We start from the raw sequence: 17407 nt of genomic DNA on the forward strand, positions 1-17407 counted from the left end.
TCAATGACCTTCCGGATGCGGTTGCGTGGCGGGCGCCGACGGCGCCGCGGGAGTGGACGCCGGCTGCGGCGCAGCGTCGGCCTTCGAAGCGGATTCGGGTGCTGATTCGGCAGCGTTCGTCGCGCGCGGCGTAGCACCCGACGACGGCAACCGGCCACCGACCGCCATCTGCAGATCGGTTTCCGCGAGCCAGTAGTCCTTCAGCGCGTCGATGTATCCGTTGACCGCGCCGACCTGTTCGCGCGCATCGGTCAGCAGCTCGAACACGCTCGCGAGCATGCCGTTGTAGCGCAGCAGCAGTTCGTCGGAGATCGTCTTGCGCAGCGGCACGACTTCGTCGCGGTAGTGCATCGCGACGTCGTAGCTCGTCACGTATGCCGCGTACGATTCACGCACTTCGGAGCGTGCATCGATGGCGGTTTTCGCGAGCCGGTTCGCGGACTGCATGTAGATCGCCTCGGCGCGTGCGACCTTGGCGCCGCCCCAGTCGAACAGCGGAATCTCGACGCTGATCTCGTAACCGTGCTCGTGGCCCTTGCCGGTCTCGTAGTCGTTCACGTAGCCGAGCTCGACCGCGTTGACGAAACGCGTGGCCTTGCTCAGGCCGAGCGACGACGCGACGCCCTGCGTCTGCAGCTTCGCGGCCTGGATGTCGAGGCGGTTGCTCATCGCGAAGCGTTCGAGATCGGGCAGATCAGGGCGCGCTTTAGGCAGGTCGGGCAAGCGTTCGGGCAACGCGTACCGCGTGCGTTCGCCCCACAGCCCCATCGCGCGCGTGAGCTTCTCGCGTGCGGCGACGGCCTGCTGCCGCGCCTTCGCGTGCTGCGCGACCGCGTCGGCATGAAACGCCTGTTCGCGTGCGTAGTCGAGGCGGCTGAAGTTGCCGGCCTGCCGCATGCGCAGCGCGAGTTCGGCGGCCGCGCTCGCGGCCTCGCGCACCTGCCGCGCATAGTTCGCGGCCTGCTCGGCGGCGACGGCCTCGACATACGCGCGGCGCGCGTCGGCCGCGACCTTCAGCATCGCATCGGCCGTTTCGAGCTTGGTCTGCTCGAAGCGGCGGCGCTCGATCCGCGTCGCGAGCGGCATCGTCAGCAGCGCGAAAACGTTCGCCGAGAACGTGCGGCCGAGCGTCAGCTCGCCGTCGCCGGCACGCGTGCGGCTGAACGCGAAGCGCGGGTTCGGCAGCCGGCCGGCCTGCACGAGGTCGGCCTCCGACAGCCCGAGTTCCGCATACGACGCCTGCAAGCCGCGGTTGTTCAGCAGCGCGACCTGCACCGCGTCGTCCATCGACAGCGGCTTGCCGAGCAACTCCTTCGTCCGCTGGTCGACCGCTTCGCGGTCGGCGTCGGTCCGCACCAGCACCGCGTCCTTGCCGATGCGCTCCGATGCGGCGGACGACACGGCGTCGAAACCGCCGTCCTTCGAAAACGCCGTGCAGCCCGCGAGGAACGCCAGCACGATCGCCGCTGCGCCGATCCTCGGCGATATCGCGAGCGTCGTCATCGCGCTGCCCCTCCGTGCGTCGAATGAGTGGCGCCGTTGCCGGCCGCGCCGGCAGTCGTGCGCCCTTTCGAGGGCCGCTCCATCACATCCCGGTTCAGTTGTTTCCAGCCCGGGCCTTCGTCATCCCGATACGGCCGATAGCCGTCGAACGCGGACGTCACGGTGACGTCCGGCACCGACGCGGCGGCGTCCGCCGGATCGGGAAACGGGGTTTGCGCGGGCGCGAGCGACGGCACGAGGGCCGCCGCGCCCCACAGCGCCGCAGTGATCAATCGCATGAACATGTCTCGTCGTAAGTCGTCCGGCACGGCGTGATGCGGTGACCGGAACACATGGCGGATCGCGGCGGGTCGGCCGCGGACAGGAACTAGACGGGTATCCGGCGAGGCGGCCGGTCGATGCCGCCGGTCAGGAACGACACGCCGCCGGCCGAACGCGGCGGCGCGACGGTCGTGACGCGGGCGCTCGCCGCGGCGGGCACCGTGGGTGCGCCCGCCATGCCGGTGCCGAAGCAGCAGGACACGCACGCGGCACATGACGACGCATGCCGCGCGTGATCGCCGTGATCCTGATGGCCGTCCTGCGCGGCCGGCATCGTGTGCGGTGCGTTGTCCTCATGCTGCACGGCTACGCCCGCGCACTGCATCGAAACAGCCGCGAACGACTGGATCGGCAGGCTCAGCGCCAGCAACACGACGACGAGAAAGGTGCGCCAGTACGACATGGATGCGAAATCAGGCAGGCAATGATCGTTAGGGCCGGCGCGTCGCACGACGGCGCGCTCCGGGGACAAGACGGCCGCAGCTTATCGCCGCCGCAGTGACGACGACATGGCCGAAACATGACCGGGTTTTCATGACAATTCCGTCATCCGCCGGTCATCGTTCGCGCACGCGCGGCGCCGTACGCTCTGGCGTTACACTGACCGGCTGGAATCACGGACGGCCTGCCTCACCATGCGGATACTGATAGTCGAAGACGAACCCAAGATGGCGTCCTACCTCCGGAAGGGGTTGATGGAGGCGAGCTACACGGTCGACGTCGCGGAAAACGGCCAGGACGGGTTGTTCCTCGCGCTGCACGAGGATTTCGATCTCGTCGTGCTCGACGTGATGCTGCCGGAACTCGACGGCTTCGAGGTGCTCCGGCGGCTGCGCGCGCAGAAGCAGACACCCGTGCTGCTGCTCACGGCGCGCGATGCGATCGAGGACAAGGTCGCCGGGCTCGAACTCGGCGCCGACGATTACCTGCTCAAACCGTTCGCGTATGCCGAATTCCTCGCGCGCATCCGCTCGCTGCTGCGGCGCGCGCCGCGCAACGTGCGCGACATCCTGCACGTCGCCGATCTCGAAATCGACCTGCTCAAGCGCCGCGTGCGGCGCGCCGACACGCGCATCGACCTGACCGCGCAGGAATTCGCGCTGCTGCAGTTGCTCGCGGAACGCGAGGGCGAGGTGCTGACGCGCACCTTCATCACGTCGCAGATCTGGGACATGAATTTCGACAGCGACACGAACGTCGTCGACGCGGCGATCAAGCGCCTGCGCGCGAAGATCGACAACGCGTACGAGACGAAACTGATCCACACGATCCGCGGCATGGGCTACGTACTCGAGGATCGTTCGTGACCGCGGGCCCTGCTTCGTATTCGCTGCTGCGGCGCCTGACGCTCGCATTCGCCGCCGTCGCGGCGCTCGTGTTCGCGCTGACCGGCGCGTATCTGTACCGCTCGCTGTCCGCCGAGCTGACGCGGCGCGACGACATCGAGATCTCCGGCAAGCTCAACCAGTTCCTGCAACTCGCGCGCGCCAGCGGGTCGACGGCCGCGCTGCGCGCCGATCCGGCCGTGTTCCATGACGTGCTGCTGTCGCATCCGGGCGTCTATCTCGGCATCTACGATGCGCAAAACCACCCGCTCGTCGAGCATTCCGACGAAGCCGGCAACACGCTCGCATCGGTGATCGCTGCACCGCATCCGGCAGGCAGCGCCGACGGCCCGTTCACGTGCGCGCCGCCCGGCATCGGCACGTCGCGCTGCGTGTATGCGCGCGAAACGCTGCCGTCCGGCGAAGCGATCCAGGTCGCGCTCGCCCGCACGGCAACCGATCGGCAATCGCTGCTAGAAAGCTATCGCGTCGACATCTGGCTCGCGGCGGCCGTCGGCGCGCTGCTGGTCGGCGCGCTCGGCTACGCGGTCGCGTCGCGCGGCCTGCGCCCGGTCGAAAGCCTCGGCCGGCAGACGTCGCGCATCGAGGCGCACAACCTGAACGCACGCCTCGACGCGCGCGGCGGCCCGGTCGAATTGCGCGAGCTCGCCACGTCGGTGAACCGGATGCTCGACCGGCTCGAACGCGCGTTCGTGCGGCTGTCGCAGTTCTCGTCCGATCTCGCGCACGACATGCGCACGCCGCTCGCGAACGTCATCAGCTCGTCGCAGATCACGCTGTCGCGCGCACGCACGGCCGACGAATACGAAGCGCTGATCGAATCGAACATCGAGGAATGCGAACGGCTGCAGCGAATGATCGAGAACATGCTGTTTCTCGCGCGCACCGACAATGCGCGGCAGCACCTGAAGACCGTCGGACTCGATGCGGGCAGCGAATTGCGCCGGCTCGCGTCGTATTTCCAGGCGCTCGCCGACGAAGCCGGCGTGCGCATCGACGTGCAGGGCGAAGCGCCGGTCGTCGCGGACGCGACGCTGTTCCGGCGCGCGGTGAGCAACCTCGCGTCGAATGCGCTCGAACATGCGGAAGCCGCGTCGACGATCGAGCTGGCCGTGTCGGCCCAAGGCGGCTACGCGGTCGTCGAAGTCACGAATCGCGGCGCGGCGATTCCGCCCGAACAGGTCGAGCGGATCTTCGAGCGCTTCTACCGGATCGATTCGTCGAGGCACGGCGCGGCGCGCAACGCGGGGCTCGGGCTCGCGATCGTGAAGTCGATCATGGAGTTGCATCGCGGCAAGGTGGAAGTCGCGAGCCGCGACGGGCGCACGACGTTCGCGCTGTACTTTCCGAGCGGCACAGATAGTTAGCCTAAGTGCCGCCGCGTTCGGCGCTAACGATCCTGCACCGCGCCGAACGACGTACGAACGCACACGAGCAGCACGATGGTCGCCGCGCTGAACACGGCCCCCGCGTAGAACGTGGCCGCGGCGCCCGCCCGATCCCACAGCACGCCCGCGACGACGCTCGATACGAGCGTGACGATGCCGCTGATCAGGTTGAACACGCCGAACGCCGTGCCTCTCAATTCGGCTGGCGCGGCCTGCGCGACCATCGTCGCGAGCAGCCCTTGCGTCATCCCCATATGGAGCCCCCACAGCGCGACGCCGACGAGCACGGTCGGCCAGTGCGCGCCGTGCGCCAGCACGATATCGGCGGCGATCAGCAACACGAGCCCGATCACCATCAGTTTCGTGTGGCTCGTCGTATCGGCGAGCTTGCCGAACGGGTAAGCGGACAACGCATACACGACGTTCATCGCGACCATCACGAGCGGCACGAGCGCGACGGGCACGCCGCTGCCCATCGCGCGAAGCACCAGGAACGCCTCGCTGAAACGCGCCAGCGCGAACACGCCGCCGACGGCGACGACCCACCAGTAGCGGGCGCCGAGTTGCGCGACGACCGCGCGGCGGATCGGATTCACGCGCTTCTCGCCCGGCGCACGCGCCGGTTCGTCGATGCCGAACGCGAGCAGCGCCACGGCCAGCACGCCGGGGATCACGGCCAGCCAGAACGCGAGGCGGAAATCGTCGCGCCACACCAGCATGATGACGACGGCCAGCAGCGGCCCGAGGAACGCGCCCACCGTGTCGAGCGACTGGCGCAACCCGTACGCGGCGCCGCGCAGGTGAACGGGCGTGACGTCGGCGACGAGCGCATCGCGCGGCGCACCGCGAATGCCCTTGCCGATGCGGTCGACGATCCGCGCGGTCACCACGACGCCGATCGTCGGCGCAATCGCGAACAGCGGCTTGCTGAGCGCGCCGAGCGCGTAGCCGGCGACCGCGAGCCATTTGCGATTGCGCAGGTAGTCGCTCAGCGTGCCGGAGAACACCTTGACGACCGGCGACGTTGCCTCGGCGATCCCCTCGATCAGGCCGATCGTCGTCGCGCTCGCGCCAAGGCCCGCCATCAGGAACATCGGCAACAGGCTGTGGATGATTTCGGACGACACGTCCATCAGCAGGCTGACGCAGCCGAGCACCCACACGCTGCGGGGAATCTGCCGAAGAATGCCGGTCGATGAGTCGGTCTGCATGGGTCGCTCCCCGGTTCGGGAATCCTGAAGCTGAATGCCCCTGATGCTACCGCACGCCCGTGACCCTGACCGCACGCCGCGGGAACGCGTGCGCGCTTGCTATTCCGCCGCGTCGCGTCGAAGCTTCGCCTGCCGGCGCGTACGGTCGTTCAGTATCTGGTGCCGGCGATGGTCGGTCAGCTTCTTCCAGTCGCGCGCCTCGTCGCGGGTGCGCAGGCAGCCGACGCAAAAGCCGGTGCGGCCATCGAACGCGCACAGCTCGATACACGGCGATTTCACGGCCACGATCAGGCCGCCTTCGCGGGGGGCATCACTTCGACCGTCACGTGCGACACGCCGTCGAAGCCCGCGAGCAGCGCATGGTAGAAACGCGCATCGCGTGCGGCGTCGCCCGCTTCGACCGACACGATCGCGCTCATGTGCCCGGGGCCCACGCGCCACACATGGAGGTCGTTGACCTTGTCGCCGAGCGCCTCGATCGCGCGGCGCACGTTGTCGGTCAGCTTGCGATCGACGTTGACGTCGAGCAGGATCCCGCCCGTGTCGCGCATCAGCCCGTACGCCCAGTTGGCGATCACCAGCGCGCCGACGATGCCCGCGAGCGGGTCCATCCAGACCCAGCCGAACGCGCGTGCAAGCAGTAGCCCGACGATCGCGAGCACCGACACGGCCGCATCGGCGATCACGTGAACGTAGGCCGACCGGATGTTGTGATCGCGATGCGCGGCCGAGTGCGACTCGTGAGCATGATGCACGTGGTGCGCGTCATCGTGGTCATGGTCATCGTGGTGGTCGTGCCCATGCGCGTGATGATGACCATGCCCATGATGGTGATCGCCGCTCAGCAGCCACACGCTGGCGAGGTTCACCGCGAGCCCCAGCACGGCGATCGGAATCGCTTCGTCGAAGTGAATCGGCACCGGCGCCAGCAGGCGCACGATCGCCTCATAGCCGATCAGCAACGCAATCATCGCGAGCACGATCGCGCTCGTGAAGCCGGCCAGGTCGCCGAACTTGCCGGTGCCGAACACGAAGCGCGGATCGTCGGCGTGCCGGCGCGCGTAGGTATAGGCCAGCGCGGCGATCAGCATCGCGCCCGCGTGCGTCGACATGTGCAGCCCGTCGGCGACCAGCGCGAGCGAGCCGAACAGCGTGCCGCCGACGATCTCGGCGATCATCATCGCCGTGCACAGGCCGATGACCATCCACGTCTTGCGCTCGTTGCGCGCGTGCGCGGCGCCCAGAAACGCGTGGCTGTGCACGCCGCCGGTCGTCGGGCTCTTGAATTCGTTCATGTTCGATCCGGTTACTTGAAATAGCTGTGGACGACCTCGATCAGCTGCTCGGTCGCGCTGCCCTCGTGTGCGTCGGGCGTGTCCGCATCGACGAGATGCGACCGGATGTGGTCTTCCAGCACGACGGCCAGCAGCCCGTTCATCGCGCCGCGGCAGCTCGTGATCAGTTGCAGCACGTCGTTGCAGCCGCGCTCGTCTTCCAGCGCCCGCTCGATCGCTTCGACCTGTCCCTTGATGCGGCGCACGCGATTCAGCAGCTTCTGTTTTTCGCGAACGGTATGACTCATCGATGGCTCCTGTATAGGGTAGGGGAGTATATCTCCTGACAGCTATCCCTATAGGGCGGAGGGGTATATTTTTTCGAGACGAAGGCTTGTCGAAAGAAAACCGCTCGGCTAGACTGCTTTCCGTCTTTGGGGAGTAGCCTGCTTTCCGTCCCCGGAAAGCGAACGCGTCAACACACTCGGCCTGCGGCCGTGGCGCGTTCGGCCTGATCGGCTTGGCGAGACCATCGGCACATCGCGTCGTTCCTGGTCGGACGCCGGCGGATGTGTCATGGTTCGTCAGCGTCCGATCACGGAGTCCCCATGTTCCTTCCTGCTCATCGCTCCCACGCCACCGCTGCCCGCGGAGGTGCCGCATGACCTTCATGTTCGTCGAACTGGCGTTCATGCTGATCGTCATCCTCGTCGCGGCCGAAATCTTCACCAATGCGCTCGAACATCTCGGCGAACGCCTGAAGATTTCCGAAGGCGTGACCGGCTCGCTGTTCGCGGCCGTCGGCACCGCGCTGCCCGAAACGATGGTGCCGCTGCTCGCGCTGGCCGGCGGCACGTCGAGTCAGGCCGTCAACGAGGAGATCGGCGTCGGCGCGATTCTCGGCGCGCCGCTGATGCTCGCGACGCTCACCACGTTCCTGATGGCGCTCGCCGTGATCCGCTCGCGCGGGCTGCGCGGCACGATCGCGCCCGAACGCACGGGCTTCGTGCGCGACATGAATACCTTCCTCGCCGCATTCTCGCTGGCGACCGTCGCGATGTTCGTCCCGCATCACAACTGGGCCGTGCGCGCGCTGCTCGCCGCGATGCTGGTCGGCCTCTACGTGATGTACGTCGTGCTGACGTTCCGCGCGTCGACCGGGCTCGTCGATGCCGGGCACGGCACCGAGGCGCCGCACGCGATGCTCCTGTCGCGCATCGGCCTGCCGACCAACCTGGCGACGATCGTGCTGCAACTGCTGATCGGCGTCGCGCTGCTGGTCGGCGGCGCGAAGGGCTTCATTCACGGCGTGGAAGGCGTGTCGCACGTGCTCGGCGTGTCGGCGCTGCTGCTGTCGCTGATCATCGTGCCGATCGCGACGGAACTGCCGGAGAAGGTCAACAGCGTGCTGTGGATCCGCCGCAAGAAGGACACGCTCGCGTTCGGCAACATCACCGGCGCGATGGTGTTCCAGGGCACGCTGCTGCCGGCGATCGGCATCATGCTGACGCCGTGGGAGCCGCGCCCCGAAGTGCTGACCGGCGTGATCATCACGCTTGCGGCCGCCGCGTGGCTGCGCGTCAATGCGCGCACGCGCGGGCTCGCGATCTGGGCGTTGCTCGCGAACGGCGCGGGGTATGCGGGGTATCTGGCGCTGACGCTGACGCGTTGAGCGCTGAGCGCCGGACGGGCGCGCCGGCCGACCAACACGTCGGCACGGCGCGTTTGCATGGCGCCGGATGCGGGCGACGGCAACGCCCGCATCCCGACGATCAGGAACCCTTGACGAGTTTGACGATCGTCAACGTGCCGTCGACCTTCTCGATCCGCACCTTGACCTTGTCGCCCGCATGCGCTTGCGCGAGCATCGCCGCATCCTTCGCCTTGAACGCCATCGTCATCGGCGGCATCCCGACGTTCTGCAGCGCGCCGTGCTTCAGCGTGATCTTGCCGCTCGCGGCATCGACCTTCTTCACTTCGGCGTCGGTCAGCGCGGCGTTCGGTTCCGCTGCGCCGTCCGACGACATCTTCATGCCGGACATGTCCATGCCCGACATCTCGCCGGCGGCAAACGCCGGTACCGCGAAAGCACTCAGCGCGACGACAGCGGTTGCGGTTGCAGTGGCGATCAATTGATTCATCTTCATCGTGATTCTCCGGTGGGAAGGGATGGCACGTTCGTGCCGGAAGGAACTGCATCGGAATGCCGCGTGCGGCCCGCGCTTCGCGCACGACGGCGCTGAAGCAGAAGCCACGCGGCGGGAATGACGAACATCGACAAGAGCGGCGCCGTGACCATGCCGCCGACCATCGGCGCGGCGATGCGCTGCATGACTTCGGAACCGGCGCCGTGGCCGATCATGATCGGCACGAGCCCGGCCAGCACGACGGCGACCGTCATCGCCTTCGGCCGCACCCGCAGCACCGCGCCTTCGCGAATCGCGTCGAGCAGCAACGCATCGGTCAGCGGTTCGCCGGCATCGAGCCGGCGCTGCAGCGCGCCCTTCAGGTACAGCAGCATCACGACGCCGAATTCGGCGGCCACGCCGGCCAGTGCGATGAAACCGACCGACGTCGCGACGGACACCGCATGGCCGAGCGCCCACACGAGCCAGAATCCGCCGACCAGCGCGAACGGCACCGTCGACATCAGCAGCAGCGCGTCGGCCGCCGAATCGAACGTGACGAACAGCAGCACGAAGATCACGACGAGCGTGACGGGCACGACGGTGCGCAGCGTCGCCGCCGCGCGTTCGAGATACTCGAACTGCCCCGACCACGCGATCGAATAGCCGGGCGGCAACGCAACCTGTCGCGCGACGGCCTGCTGCATCGCACGGACGGCCGTGCTCAGGTCGGCGCCGCGGAGATCGACGTACAGGTAGCCGGACAGCCGCGCGTTCTCGCTGCGGATCATCGGCGGCCCGTCGGCGATCGCGACACGCGCGACGTCGCCGAGGCGGATCTGCGCGCCGCGCGCGGTGACGATCGGCAGTTGCCGCAGGTTCTCGAGCGAATCGCGGATCTCGCGCGGATAGCGGATGTTGATCGGAAAGCGTTCGCGGCCCGCGATCACTTCGCCGACGTCCTCGCCGCCGATCGCCGACGACACGACCGACTGGATATCCGCCACCGACAGCCCGTAACGCGCGGCGGCGAGCCGGTCGATGTCGACGTCGATGTAGCGGCCGCCGTTCAGCCGCTCCGCGAGCGCGGACGTCACGCCCGGCACGCGCTTCACGGCTGCCTCGACCTGCGTCGCGATCGCGTCGATTCCCGCCAGGTCCGGCCCGGAAATCTTCACGCCGACCGGCGTCTTGATCCCGGTGGACAGCATGTCGAGCCGGTTGCGGATCGGCGGCACCCACACGTTCGACAGCCCCGGCACCTTCACCGTCCGGTCGAGTTCGTCGACGAGCTTCTCCGGCGTCATGCCGGGCCGCCACGCGCTGCGCGGCTTGAAGCGGATCGTCGTCTCGAACATCTCGAGCGGCGCCGGGTCGGTCGCCGTATCGGCGCGGCCCGACTTGCCGAACACCGTGTCGACCTCGGGCACGGTCTTGATCAGCCGGTCGGTCTGCTGCAGCAGTTCGCTCGCCTTGTCCGCCGAGATGCCAGGCAGCGCGGTCGGCATGTAGAGCAGATCGCCTTCGTCGAGCGGCGGCATGAATTCGCCGCCGAGCCGCGACAACGGCACGGCCGTCAGCACGAGCGCGACGACCGCGACGCCGATCGCGGCCCACGGGCGCCGCAGCGTCGCTTCGAGCAGCGGCCGGTACAGGCGGATCAGCACGCGGTTGATCGGGTTCGCGTGCTCGTGCGGAATGCGGCCGCGCACCAGATAGCCCATCAGCACCGGCACCAGCGTCACCGACAGCCCGGCGGCCGCGGCGATCGTGTAGGTCTTCGTGAACGCCAGCGGCGCGAACAGCTTGCCTTCCTGACCTTCCAGCGAAAACACCGGAACGAACGACAGCGTGATGATCAGCAGCGAGAAGAACAGCGCGGGGCCGACCTCCGCCGCCGACGCCGCGACGAGTTCCCAGCGGCGCGCGGCGGTGATCGGCTCGCCGGGATGCGCGCGGTCGTACGCTTCCAGATGCTTGTGCGCGTTCTCGATCATCACGATAGCCGCGTCGATCATCGCGCCGATCGCGATCGCGATCCCGCCGAGCGACATCAGGTTCGCGTTCACGCCCTGGTAGCGCATCACGATGAACGCGGCCAGCACGCCGAGCGGCAGCGACAGGATCGCGACCAGCGCGCTGCGCAGATGGAACAGGAACACCGCGCAGACGACACCGACGATGACGAATTCCTCGATCAGCTTGTCCGTCAGGTTGTCGACCGCACGCGCGATCAGTTGCGAACGATCGTAGGTCGTGACGATCTCGACGCCGGCCGGCAGCGAACGCTTGAGGTCGGCGAGCTTCGCCTTCACCGCGTCGATCGTCGTCAGCGCGTTCTTGCCCGAGCGCATCACGACGACGCCGCCCGTCACCTCGCCCTGCCCGTTCAGTTCCGCGATGCCGCGCCGCATCGCCGGGCCGACCTGGATGCGCGCGACGTCGCCGAGCAGGACCGGCGTGCCGGTGTCGTCGGTGCGCAGCACGACGTGACGGAAATCGTCGAGCGTGCGCAGGTAGCCGGACGACCGCACCATGTACTCCGACTCGGCCAACTCGACGACCGAGCCGCCGGATGCCTGGTTGGCCTTGCCGAGCGCCTCCGCGACCGCCGCCTGCGTGATGCCGTATGCGCGCAGCTTGTCCGGATCGAGCACGACCTGGTACTGGCGCACCATGCCGCCGATGCTCGCCACTTCCGATACGTCCGGCACGGCCTTCAGCTCGAACTTCAGGAACCAGTCGTTGAGCGCGCGCAGTTGCCCGGGATCGTGATGGCCGGTGCGATCGACGAGCGCGTACTCGTAGACCCAGCCGACGCCGGTCGCATCGGGCCCAAGCGACACGGTCGCGCCCGCCGGCAGGCGGCTCTGCACCTGGCTCAGGTATTCGAGCACGCGCGAGCGCGCCCAGTACGGATCGGTGCGGTCGCCGAACAGCACATAGACGAACGCGTCGCCGAACGACGAGTACGCGCGCACGGTTTTCGCGCCGGGCACGCCGAGCAGCGTCGTCGTCAGCGGGTAGGTCACCTGATCCTCGACGACCTGCGGCGCCTTGCCCGGATACGACGCCTTCACGATCACCTGCGTGTCCGACAGGTCGGGCAATGCGTCGAGCGGCGTCTGTCGCAGCGAATGCACGCCCCATGCCGCGAGCAGCACGGTGGCCAGCAGCACCAGGAACCGGTGATGGACGGACCAGTGAATGATGCGCGCGATCATCGCTGGCCTCCCTGCGGCTCGACCTTCGTCAGCCGGTAGCCGTCGTCGGTCTGCGTGAACGCGAAACGCACGGTCTGCCCGGGCTTCACGTCCGGAAACGCGTGCGCCGACGGCTTGCCGAACGCCATCGTCATCGCGCCCCAGCCGAGCGCCGGCACCGGCTGGTGCGAGAACGTGATGTCGTCGGCCGTGACTTTCTCGACCTTGCCGGTGGTTTCGTAGAGCGGCGCGGTTGCCGTCGCGGACGATGCGGACGATGCGGGCGATGCGGCCGAGCCTGCCCCTGCCGCCTGCTCGAGCCGTGGCAGCACGCTTTTCAGGCTGGCTTCCGAATCGATCAGGAACTGCCCCGACGCGACGACCGTGTCGCCTTCGTTCAGCCCGTCGAGCACTTCCGTGTCGCCGCCGACGTCATTGCCGACCGTCACCGCCACCGGCTGGAGCCGGCCGTCGCCGTGCTTCGCGATGACGATCGTGCGCCGGCCGGTCGCGATCACGGCCTCGGACGGCACGAGCAGGCGCGACACCGTGTCCTTCGCGGCGACCCGTACGCGCATCAGCATGCCGGGCGTGAGCTTCAGCGACGCGTTGTCGATCTCCACGCGCGCCTGCAGCGTTCGGCTGCCCGTGCTGATGCCGGGCAGCACTTCGCGGATGCGTCCGCTGAAATGCCGGGCCGGATCGCCCGCGAACGTCGCGTCGACCGACATCCCCGGCTGCACGTTCAACGCGAGCGCTTCCGGCACCTCGACGATCAGCCACAGCGTCGACAGCCCGGCGATCTTCGCGAGCGTCTGCCCGGGCGCGACCATCGCGCCGTCGCGCACGTTCAGCTCGCTGACGACGCCCGTCTCCGGCGCGCTCAGCACGACGTGCGTCTGCGCGCGGCCGGTGCGATCGAGGGCCGCGATCATCCCGTCCGGGATCGACAGCGCGCGCATCCGTGCGCGCGCCGCGTCGAGCAGGCTGCCGTCCATCCCGCCGCGCTTCAGCGCGAGATATTCCTCCTGCGGCGCGAGCCAGTCGGGCACGAACAGCGATGCGACCGGCGCGCCCTTCGCGATGCGCTGCATCGGCGCGCGTGCATACAGACGATCGATGTAGCCCGTGACGCGCGACTGCACGACTTCCGCGCGCGCTTCGTCGAACTGCGTGGTGCCCACCGCGTCGAAGCCGGCCGCCGTCTGCTGCCGGCGCACGGTCGCATAGCGGATGCCGAGGTTCTGCTGCAGGCCCGGATCGATCCGGATGCCCGCGGCGGCACCGCCTTCGTCCGCATAGACGGGCTGCAACTGCATGTCCATGAACGGCGATTTGCCCGGTTTGTCGAAGTGCTGGTTCGGCACCATCGGGTCGTGCCAGTACAGCACCTTGCGTGCGGCCTGCTGAGCCGGCACGCCCGACGGCGCAGCGACGGGCACGGCGGCCGTCATCGCACCACCCGCCGCATGGCGGACGCCCGCGAAATAGCCGGCGCCGACGAGCGCCGCGCCGGCGGACGCGATCAGCGCCGCACGCATCAGTGTTTGCCTTGTCATGAGCGTCTCCTTCACTGCGCGGCGGCCATCGCCGACGGCACGACCTGATATTCGAGCTGCGCCCAGGTCTGCGAGACTTCGCGCCTGAGATCGAGCACCTGCAACTGCGCTTCGAGTTGCGCACGCCGCGCGGCGAACGTGTCGGCGAGCGACCCGGTGCCGGCCCGGTACGCGGCCGTCGCGAGCTGTACGCGCTGCCCGGCGGCCGGCAACAGCGCGGCGCCCAGGTTCGCGATACGTTCGCGGCCGCTCGCCAGCGTGTCGGATTGCGTGCGGATGTCGGCCTGTACCTGCCGCAGCGTGTCCTCGTACATCAGGCGCGCCTTCGTCGCGAGCGCGGCTTTCTCGGCGACGTCGCGGTTCTGGCGATTCTTGCGATTGAGCGGCAGCGGAATCGAGACGCCGACCGACACCATGTTCGAATACGCGCCGCCGCGCTGCTGGTACGCGATTTCCCACGTCCAGTTGGGGCTGCGCTCGCTGTTCGCGACCGCGGCGTCGGCTTCGGCCACCGCGATATCGTCCGCGGCGGCGACGAGCGCCGGCTGCGACAGGCGCAGCTCGTCCGGCGGCAACGACGATACGAAGGATTCGGGTGCGGGCGGCGTACCCGTCACGTCCGTCACGGGCGCCGCCGTCCAGCGGCCCAGCGCGATGAGCGCGGTGCGATACGCCTGCTGCGCCTTGAGCACCTGGTCCTGCGTCTGCGCAAGCATCGCGCGGGCCTGCACGACGTCGGCCGCGCTCGCCTTCGCGCCGCGATACGACGCCTGCGTCGCGTCGAGTTCATGGTTCATGTGACCAAGCAGCGCCTGTTGAAGCGCGAGCGCCTGCTTCGCATAGACGGCATCGAGCCACGCCGTCGCGGTCTGCCGGCGCACGGCCGCCAGTTGCACGAGATAGCCGGCGCGCTCGCGGCCGACCTGCTCGTCGGCCAGCGCGGTACGCAGCCGCCGCTTGTCGCCGGACACCCATTCCTGCTCGATGCCGATGCGGCGCATCGTCATGAAGTCCTGGCCAACGGTGAAGCGCTGCCCGCCGTTGACCGGCAGGTTGTCGATGCCGGCCTTGAGCATCGGGTCCGGCAACTGGCCGGCCTTGACGGCCGCTTCGGAACGCGCGAGCACGGAAGCCTGCGCGGCCTGCATCGACGCGGAACGATCGGTGGCGGACTGCAGCGCGGCGTCCAGCGTCAGCGGCGACTGCTGCGCGTGAACGGCGCCCGCCACCAGCAGCGCGGCCCACGGTACGGGCGTGCGCCGACATGCACGCGGCATGCGCAGCGTGCGGAAAGCGAATGACATGGTGTAACCCCAAATCGGAACCCAAAGGGATTCCACGTCCTGCGTGCAGGACGAACCTCACCGCGTGCGCGGCGAACCGGTCAAATCGGGATCAGCTGATGCGTGGCGGGCGCCACAACCCGTTCGGGTCGCGAGCCGGGACGGACTGCGTGTAGTGGAAGACGATCGTGCTGGCGAATGCAGCGGGACGGCTGACGTCGACGCGGCTGGCCGGGTGGTAGAGACTGCCGAACTGGCATTGGGCCGTCACCTTGCAGGCCATGCCCTTGGCTTTGGCCTTCGCGTGATCGGCGGATGACGGCTGCATCGAATCGCAGTTGCTCATGTCGGCGGACATGGCCATGTTCATGCCCGTGTCCGCCTCCATCGACATCCCGTGCTGCATCGGACATTCACCGGTCAGGCCGCTGGCTGCCAGCCCAGTGATGGGCAGCACCGCGCACAGCAGCAGCAGGATGAAGGTCCGAAGCAGTTTCATGGCGGCGATTATAGCGCGGCCCGTTGCGGCATGGCGCTGCGTCGCCAAGGCGAAATGATGCGCCCTCGCCGCCGCGGCCGCCGCGCGTCATCGCAGCAGGTTGTCCGCCGCCAGCACGGCCTGCACGGCCGGCCGCTCGCGCACCCGCTCGTACCACGCGCGCAGATGCGCATGCCGGCTCAGGTCGATATCCGCGTTGTACACCGAGCGCATCCAGTCGGCCTTGCCCCAGCCGGTCAGCGCGAACAGGTACGCATCCGCGACCGTGAACGTGTCGCCCGTCAGGAAAGTGTTGCCGTCGAGCTGACGGTCGATCCACGCGAAGCGGCCGTCGAGCTTCTGCCGCACGGGCTCGACGTACTTCCCCGCCTGCACCGCATACAGCAGCGGGATGAAGCCCTTGTGGATCTCGGTGCCGAGAAAGTTCAGCCATTCCATCAGCCGGTAGCGCGCGAGCGTGCCGTAAGCAGGCGCAAGCGCGGCCTCGGGGCGCTGATCCGCGAGATACTGCGCGATCACCGGCCCTTCGCGCAGCATCGTGCCGTCGTCGAGTTCGAGCAGCGGCACGTAGCCGAGTTCGTTCACGTCGTAGTAATCGCGGCCGCCGTCGACGACATGCTTGCGCGCATCGACCTTGACGATCTCGGCGTCGAACCCGCCTTCGCGCAGCACGATGCGGATCGCCTGCGAACAGCTGCCGGGAGCGTGATAGAGCTTCATGCTTTTCCTTCGTGGGTTGTCCATGTATCGATTCGCCGCGACGCGGGCGCTAATATCTCGCATCGGCGCGGTGCTGAGAAGACGGCAGTCGTTTGTGCCGTAGTCACAAAAAATTTACCGACCAGGATTCGGCGCGATGAAAACGAGTGCGACAGGATGTTCCGTTGAAGAAGCGATGCGCCTGCTCGGCGGCCGCTGGCGGCTGCTGCTGGTGTCGTATCTGCTCGACGGGCCACGCCGCTTCAGCGACCTGCGGCGCGACATGCCGGGCATCTCGCAGCGCATGCTGACGCTCGACCTGCGCGCGCTGGAAGACGCGGGGCTCGTGCGGCGCACCGTCTATCCGGAAGTGCCGATGCGTGTCGAGTACGATCTCACCGCGGACGGCGACCGGCTGCGCCCGGTGGTCGACGTGATGCGCGAATTCGGGCTGTGGCTGAAGGCGCGCGATGCGCAGGCCGACGCGATGTCCGACGCCGCGGCTGCGACCGAAACGACGATGCACGCTCACAAATAACCCTTCAGCAGGAACCACGTTTATGGAACTTCACGCTACCGTCGGCGCGGCCACGTCCGACCTCGACGACGACGAAAGCTTCGCCAACATCTACTGTCACGATACGGAGCAGGACTATTGCTTCGCGCTGTCGCGCTTTCCGGACGACACGCTGATCGAAGTGATGGTGCGCGACCTGCTCAACGTACGCGTCAAGGATCTGTCGGTGCGGCTGACTGACGATACGATCGACGTCGAGATCGAACCGGGCATCGCCGCGCGTCTCGACGGCCAGACGCGTTACGTGATCCATCTCGCGCCCGGTCAGTACGATCCGGTCACGCTGCGCGCCGCGTTGAAGGAAATCTTCGTCGGCAAGAACGGCTATCGCGACGACAGCGCGCACGGCTGACCGGTCCTCCTCGCGCTCCCTCGCGACGACGCCGACCCGCGCCGGTCGGCGCTCATTCCCACATAT

Annotated in this window: 18 protein-coding genes and 1 riboswitch; of the genes, 5 read left to right on the top strand and 13 right to left on the bottom strand. The window is 68.1% G+C overall.

Annotation, left to right across the window (positions count from 1 at the left end):
- From HWX14_RS19205 to HWX14_RS19215, 3 genes are all read right to left on the bottom strand, one after another.
- Entirely contained in the window at positions 1-1503 is a 1503-nt protein-coding gene (locus HWX14_RS19205) for a TolC family protein (protein ID WP_175884001.1), read from the bottom strand.
- Positions 1500-1781: a hypothetical protein gene (locus HWX14_RS19210; RefSeq protein ID WP_175884002.1), complete on the bottom strand. Its 282-nt coding sequence runs from the start codon at positions 1779-1781 to the stop codon at positions 1500-1502. Before HWX14_RS19210 ends, HWX14_RS19205 begins: the two co-directional genes overlap by 4 nt.
- An 89-nt stretch (positions 1782-1870) precedes the next feature.
- Positions 1871-2227 carry a hypothetical protein gene (locus HWX14_RS19215; RefSeq protein WP_175884003.1) on the bottom strand — a complete coding sequence of 119 codons (357 nt, stop codon included), beginning with the start codon at positions 2225-2227 and terminating at the stop codon, positions 1871-1873.
- Between the two features lie 232 nt (positions 2228-2459).
- Between HWX14_RS19215 and HWX14_RS19220 the strand changes: the two genes are divergently transcribed.
- Positions 2460-3131, top strand: coding sequence for a heavy metal response regulator transcription factor (locus HWX14_RS19220; protein WP_175884004.1), 672 nt, complete (start codon positions 2460-2462; stop codon positions 3129-3131).
- Positions 3128-4537 (top strand): heavy metal sensor histidine kinase, encoded by a 1410-nt coding sequence (locus tag HWX14_RS19225; RefSeq protein ID WP_175884005.1) that lies wholly within the window; start codon positions 3128-3130, stop codon positions 4535-4537. Before HWX14_RS19220 ends, HWX14_RS19225 begins: the two co-directional genes overlap by 4 nt.
- A 23-nt stretch (positions 4538-4560) precedes the next feature.
- On the opposite strand, the gene HWX14_RS19230 is transcribed toward HWX14_RS19225, so the two are convergent.
- From HWX14_RS19230 to HWX14_RS19245, 4 genes are all read right to left on the bottom strand, one after another.
- Positions 4561-5769 carry an MFS transporter gene (locus HWX14_RS19230; RefSeq protein ID WP_175884006.1) on the bottom strand — a complete coding sequence of 403 codons (1209 nt, stop codon included), beginning with the start codon at positions 5767-5769 and terminating at the stop codon, positions 4561-4563.
- Between the two features lie 99 nt (positions 5770-5868).
- Positions 5869-6054, bottom strand: a complete 186-nt coding sequence (locus tag HWX14_RS19235) for a DUF1289 domain-containing protein (RefSeq protein ID WP_006479855.1) — start codon at positions 6052-6054, stop codon at positions 5869-5871.
- A 2-nt stretch (positions 6055-6056) separates the two neighbouring features.
- A complete protein-coding gene (gene dmeF, locus HWX14_RS19240) occupies positions 6057-7064 on the bottom strand; it encodes a CDF family Co(II)/Ni(II) efflux transporter DmeF (RefSeq protein ID WP_175884007.1) in 1008 nt (335 codons plus the stop codon).
- 11 nt (positions 7065-7075) lie between these two features.
- On the bottom strand, positions 7076-7351 hold the full coding sequence (locus tag HWX14_RS19245) for a metal/formaldehyde-sensitive transcriptional repressor (protein WP_011548394.1): 276 nt from the start codon (positions 7349-7351) through the stop codon (positions 7076-7078).
- A gap of 116 nt (positions 7352-7467) precedes the next feature.
- A riboswitch (yybP-ykoY riboswitch) is annotated at positions 7468-7641 on the top strand.
- A 63-nt stretch (positions 7642-7704) separates the two neighbouring features.
- On the opposite strand from HWX14_RS19245, the gene HWX14_RS19250 reads away from it, so the two are divergent.
- The gene (locus HWX14_RS19250) at positions 7705-8715 is read left to right on the top strand and encodes a sodium:calcium antiporter (RefSeq protein WP_175884008.1); all 1011 of its coding nucleotides are present in this window, start codon (positions 7705-7707) and stop codon (positions 8713-8715) included.
- Positions 8716-8815: 100 nt separating this feature from the next.
- Here the strand turns inward: HWX14_RS19250 and HWX14_RS19255 are convergent, their stop codons facing one another.
- The 6 genes from HWX14_RS19255 to gstA all read right to left on the bottom strand — a co-directional run bounded on the left by HWX14_RS19255 (position 8816) and on the right by gstA (position 16433).
- Positions 8816-9190 carry a copper-binding protein gene (locus HWX14_RS19255; RefSeq protein WP_175884009.1) on the bottom strand — a complete coding sequence of 125 codons (375 nt, stop codon included), beginning with the start codon at positions 9188-9190 and terminating at the stop codon, positions 8816-8818.
- The gene (locus tag HWX14_RS19260) at positions 9187-12393 is read right to left on the bottom strand and encodes an efflux RND transporter permease subunit (protein ID WP_175884010.1); all 3207 of its coding nucleotides are present in this window, start codon (positions 12391-12393) and stop codon (positions 9187-9189) included. Before HWX14_RS19260 ends, HWX14_RS19255 begins: the two co-directional genes overlap by 4 nt.
- Positions 12390-13931 carry an efflux RND transporter periplasmic adaptor subunit gene (locus tag HWX14_RS19265; protein WP_175884011.1) on the bottom strand — a complete coding sequence of 514 codons (1542 nt, stop codon included), beginning with the start codon at positions 13929-13931 and terminating at the stop codon, positions 12390-12392. The genes HWX14_RS19260 and HWX14_RS19265 overlap by 4 nt, the downstream gene beginning before the upstream one ends.
- Positions 13932-13942: 11 nt before the next feature.
- The gene (locus HWX14_RS19270; protein ID WP_175884012.1) at positions 13943-15235 is read right to left on the bottom strand and encodes a TolC family protein; all 1293 of its coding nucleotides are present in this window, start codon (positions 15233-15235) and stop codon (positions 13943-13945) included.
- Between the two features lie 91 nt (positions 15236-15326).
- A complete protein-coding gene (locus HWX14_RS19275; protein ID WP_175884013.1) occupies positions 15327-15713 on the bottom strand; it encodes a hypothetical protein in 387 nt (128 codons plus the stop codon).
- A gap of 87 nt (positions 15714-15800) precedes the next feature.
- On the bottom strand, positions 15801-16433 hold the full coding sequence (gene gstA, locus HWX14_RS19280; RefSeq protein ID WP_175884014.1) for a glutathione transferase GstA: 633 nt from the start codon (positions 16431-16433) through the stop codon (positions 15801-15803).
- Positions 16434-16569: 136 nt separating this feature from the next.
- Between gstA and HWX14_RS19285 the strand changes: the two genes are divergently transcribed.
- A complete protein-coding gene (locus tag HWX14_RS19285; protein ID WP_175884015.1) occupies positions 16570-16950 on the top strand; it encodes a helix-turn-helix domain-containing protein in 381 nt (126 codons plus the stop codon).
- A 22-nt stretch (positions 16951-16972) separates the two neighbouring features.
- Positions 16973-17341 (top strand): hypothetical protein, encoded by a 369-nt coding sequence (locus HWX14_RS19290; protein ID WP_175884016.1) that lies wholly within the window; start codon positions 16973-16975, stop codon positions 17339-17341.
- The last annotated feature ends 66 nt before the right edge of the window (positions 17342-17407 follow it).

It is taken from the genome of Burkholderia sp. BCC0044, from assembly GCF_902832955.1.
In the GTDB taxonomy this organism is placed as follows: Bacteria; Pseudomonadota; Gammaproteobacteria; order Burkholderiales; family Burkholderiaceae; genus Burkholderia.

Coding starts and splice junctions, on each gene's coding strand:
- HWX14_RS19205 (WP_175884001.1), bottom strand. CDS start 1,503: ATGACGACGCTCGCGATATCGCCGAGGATCGGCGCAGCGGCGATCGTG.
- HWX14_RS19210 (WP_175884002.1), bottom strand. CDS start 1,781: ATGCGATTGATCACTGCGGCGCTGTGGGGCGCGGCGGCCCTCGTGCCG.
- HWX14_RS19215 (WP_175884003.1), bottom strand. CDS start 2,227: ATGTCGTACTGGCGCACCTTTCTCGTCGTCGTGTTGCTGGCGCTGAGC.
- HWX14_RS19220 (WP_175884004.1), top strand. CDS start 2,460: ATGCGGATACTGATAGTCGAAGACGAACCCAAGATGGCGTCCTACCTC.
- HWX14_RS19230 (WP_175884006.1), bottom strand. CDS start 5,769: ATGCAGACCGACTCATCGACCGGCATTCTTCGGCAGATTCCCCGCAGC.
- dmeF (WP_175884007.1), bottom strand. CDS start 7,064: ATGAACGAATTCAAGAGCCCGACGACCGGCGGCGTGCACAGCCACGCG.
- HWX14_RS19245 (WP_011548394.1), bottom strand. CDS start 7,351: ATGAGTCATACCGTTCGCGAAAAACAGAAGCTGCTGAATCGCGTGCGC.
- HWX14_RS19250 (WP_175884008.1), top strand. CDS start 7,705: ATGACCTTCATGTTCGTCGAACTGGCGTTCATGCTGATCGTCATCCTC.
- HWX14_RS19255 (WP_175884009.1), bottom strand. CDS start 9,190: ATGAAGATGAATCAATTGATCGCCACTGCAACCGCAACCGCTGTCGTC.
- HWX14_RS19260 (WP_175884010.1), bottom strand. CDS start 12,393: ATGATCGCGCGCATCATTCACTGGTCCGTCCATCACCGGTTCCTGGTG.
- HWX14_RS19265 (WP_175884011.1), bottom strand. CDS start 13,931: ATGACAAGGCAAACACTGATGCGTGCGGCGCTGATCGCGTCCGCCGGC.
- HWX14_RS19270 (WP_175884012.1), bottom strand. CDS start 15,235: ATGTCATTCGCTTTCCGCACGCTGCGCATGCCGCGTGCATGTCGGCGC.
- HWX14_RS19275 (WP_175884013.1), bottom strand. CDS start 15,713: ATGAAACTGCTTCGGACCTTCATCCTGCTGCTGCTGTGCGCGGTGCTG.
- gstA (WP_175884014.1), bottom strand. CDS start 16,433: ATGAAGCTCTATCACGCTCCCGGCAGCTGTTCGCAGGCGATCCGCATC.
- HWX14_RS19285 (WP_175884015.1), top strand. CDS start 16,570: ATGAAAACGAGTGCGACAGGATGTTCCGTTGAAGAAGCGATGCGCCTG.
- HWX14_RS19290 (WP_175884016.1), top strand. CDS start 16,973: ATGGAACTTCACGCTACCGTCGGCGCGGCCACGTCCGACCTCGACGAC.